Source organism: Faecalibacterium sp. AF10-46 (assembly GCF_003604105.1).
Lineage (GTDB): Bacteria > Bacillota > Clostridia > Oscillospirales > Ruminococcaceae > Faecalibacterium > Faecalibacterium taiwanense.
In genome coordinates this window covers 1-3,251 of sequence record NZ_QVGY01000027.1, presented here as the reverse complement: position 1 = coordinate 3,251, position 3,251 = coordinate 1, and the positions used below count along the sequence as shown (strand labels likewise).

Below are 3,251 nucleotides of genomic sequence, written 5' to 3'. Positions count from 1 at the left end.
TGCCCCTTGTGTGAAAAGAGCCTGCGGAGCTGCACGGCCCCGGAAGCGGTGAAAACTGATACCGAAACGCCGCAGGAAAAGCCGAAGTTCAACATAGGCAGTCTGATGATCCTGCTGGTGCTGGCTCTGGCGGGCGGTGGTGCAGCACTCTATTATTTCAAGTTCCGCAAGCCCAAGGCCGATACCACCGGGCACGATGATCTGGACGAATACGATTTTGGCGAGGACGAAGATGCAGACGAGGAACCGGCTGAAATCGAAATTCATTCAGAGGACGGACAGGAGGACGAAACATGAGCGTTCAGCTGGTAATTGCCGAAAAGCCCAGCGTAGCCCGCAACATTGCCGCCGTGATCGGGGCCGCTGAAAAGCAAAACGGCTATTGGCAGGGTGGCGGGTATCTGGTCAGCTGGTGCATCGGGCATCTGGTGTCCTTTGCCGAGGCTGGCCAGTACGACGAAAAATACTGCAAATGGCGGTATGAGGATTTGCCCATCCTGCCCCAGCCGTGGCAGTTCATTGTCCCGGACGAGAAGAAACAGCAGTTTGAAGTTCTGCGTGCCCTGCTCAACCGCCCGGATGTGGACAGTGTGACTGCCGCAACCGACGCAGGCCGGGAGGGAGAACTGATCTTCCGCTTTGTCTACCAAATGGCCGGCTGCACGAAACCCGTAAAGCGGCTCTGGATTTCCAGCATGGAGGATGCCGCCATCCGGGAGGGCTTTGCAAACCTGTGCCCGGATTCGGATTATGATGCGCTGTACCAATCGGCCCTCTGCCGTGCAAAAGCAGATTGGCTGGTGGGCATCAATGCAACGCGGCTGTTTTCGGTGCTGTACCACAAGACTCTGACCGTGGGCCGCGTACAGACACCGACATTGAAAATGCTGGTGGACCGGGATGCAAAAATCCTGCGCTTCCAGAAAGAAAGGTATTACACAGTCGGCATCCAGTCCGGCAGTCTGAAAGCAGACAGTGGACGCATTGCCAGCATGGACGAGGCCGACACTTTGAAAAATGCCTGTGCCGGGGCATCTGCTATCTGTTCTTCTGTCAAGCGGGAGAAAAAGACAGAACAGCCGCCCAAGCTCTATGACCTGACTACATTGCAGCGGGAAGCAAACCGTCTGTTCGGTTTTACCGCAAAACAGACCCTTGATTACGCCCAGCAGCTTTACGAAAAGAAATTGCTGACCTATCCCCGCACCGACAGCCAATATCTGACCGAGGACATGGGCCAGACAGCACAACATCTTGTGTCTGATCTGCTGGGACTGCTGCCCTTTGCCCAAGGACTTGCGCTGACTGCGGAAGTAGGCCGGGTGCTGAACAGCAAAAAGGTATCGGACCACCACGCCATCATTCCCACCGCAGAATTTGTAAAGCAGGGTTTCACTGGTCTTGCCGAGAGTGAATGCAAGCTGCTGAACCTTGTCTGCTCCAAGCTGCTCTGCGCCGTGGCTGCACCCCATGAGTACGAAACTGTGACTGCTGTGTTCTCCTGTGCAGGGAACGAGTTCGCCGCCAAGGGAAAGACCGTGCTTGTTCCCGGTTGGAAAGAGATCGACCAGAGGTTCCGCTCCACCCTGAAAGCAGACGGCGAAGAAGAAACGGAAACCCTGAACACCCTGCCGGAACTGACCGAGGGACAAAGTTATTCTGTTGTATCTGATATTTCGGAACATTTCACGTCCCCGCCGAAAGCCTACACCGAAGATACACTCCTGTCAGCAATGGAGCGGGCCGGAGCCGAGGATATGCCGGAAAACGCAGAACGCAAGGGGCTGGGCACACCCGCCACCCGTGCCGCGATTCTGGAAAAACTGGTGCAAATGGGCTTTGTGCAGCGCAAGAGCAAGCAGCTTGTCCCCACCAAGGACGGCATCAATCTGGCGGTGGTTCTGCCGGAAAGCCTGACCTCTCCCGCTCTGACTGCTGAATGGGAAAACCGTCTGACCGAGATTGCCAAGGGCAATGCAGACCCGGACGAGTTCATGGCCGAAATTGAAGCGCAGGTGCGCCAGCTGGTCAAGACCTATTCTTGTATCAGTGCAGATAAGCAAAACCTGTTCCAGTCGGAACGGGTTATTATCGGCAAGTGTCCCCGGTGCAGTGAAAACGTCTATGAGGGCAAGAAAAACTTCTACTGCGGGAATCGTAGCTGTCAGTTCGTGATGTGGAAGAATGACCGCTTCTTTGAGCAGCGCAAAAAGGCGTTCACGCCGAAGATCGCCGCTGCTCTGCTCAAAAACGGTAAGGCAAAGGTCAAGGGCCTCTATTCCGAAAAGACAGGCAAAACCTATGATGCAACGGTGCTTCTGGCAGATACGGGAGGCAAGTACGTCAATTACCGGGTAGAGCGCAAAGAGTAAGGCAAAAATACGAGGGCCGGTTATGGTAAGGTGAAGCATTCATTTTGCCATAACCGGCTCTCTCTATCCGTAGGATAGCAAAAAAAAGGAGTGTGACCAAATGAGCGAATTATTTTCCATCCAGCTGCAAAATCGGCAGCAGCAAGGCAGGGATGGCGTCTGGCTGGACCTGCCCACCACAACCGAACAGGTACAAGCAGCCCTGCGGCAAATCGGCATTTCGTCCGATAATCCGCAGAGCCTTTTCATTTCCGGCTACTTTGCCGAGGAAGAAAAACGCTTTGCAATTCCTTATAACTTGGTGCTGGCATCCAATGTGGACGAACTGAACTTTCTGGCCGCACGGCTGGAAACGCTTTCTGCCGGGGAACGCGCAGAGCTGAACGCCGCCCTGCAAGCCCCGCAGAGTGAGCTTTTCAGCATCGGGAGAATCACCGACTTTCCCGAAAACGTGGACTACTATGTGCATCTGCCGGATGTGCACGGGCCTGCCCAGCTAGGAGATTACTACCTGAATCGCTCCGGCATGGTGGATATGCCGGACGAATGGAAAGGCGGCATCGACACGGCGCAGTTTGGCCGCTATGTGGCCCAGCAGGAGCAGGGTGCATTTACCCAGTACGGCTACCTTGTCAAAAGCGGGGACGAGTGGCAGAAAGTCCACGAGGACCAGCCCGTGCCAGAGGAATACCGGGTGCTGTCTTTTCCTGCATCGGAAATCCTGCGGGATGCGGCCAACATCCCGCCGCCTGTTCAGCCTGAAACGGAACCGCAGAAAGTTATCCCCATCATCCTGAACGGCAAAGACAGCGCGGAACGGATGAAAGAAATTACGGACCGGCTGGAAACAGGGATTCAAGAGCTGTTCGACAGCGACCG

3 protein-coding genes are annotated in these 3,251 nt (G+C 55.2%); all 3 read left to right on the top strand.

Going from position 1 to position 3,251, the window contains the following annotated elements:
* On the top strand, positions 1-297 hold a 297-nt coding region (locus tag DWV57_RS14180), incomplete at its 5' end, for a CD1107 family mobile element protein (protein WP_120021121.1).
* The gene (locus DWV57_RS14175; protein ID WP_120021120.1) at positions 294-2,372 is read left to right on the top strand and encodes a DNA topoisomerase 3; all 2,079 of its coding nucleotides are present in this window, start codon (positions 294-296) and stop codon (positions 2,370-2,372) included. The genes DWV57_RS14180 and DWV57_RS14175, both read left to right, overlap by 4 nt.
* Positions 2,373-2,472: 100 nt before the next feature.
* Positions 2,473-3,251, top strand: a 779-nt coding sequence (locus DWV57_RS14170) for an antirestriction protein ArdA (RefSeq protein ID WP_133303660.1), incomplete at its 3' end; no start/stop codon positions are given.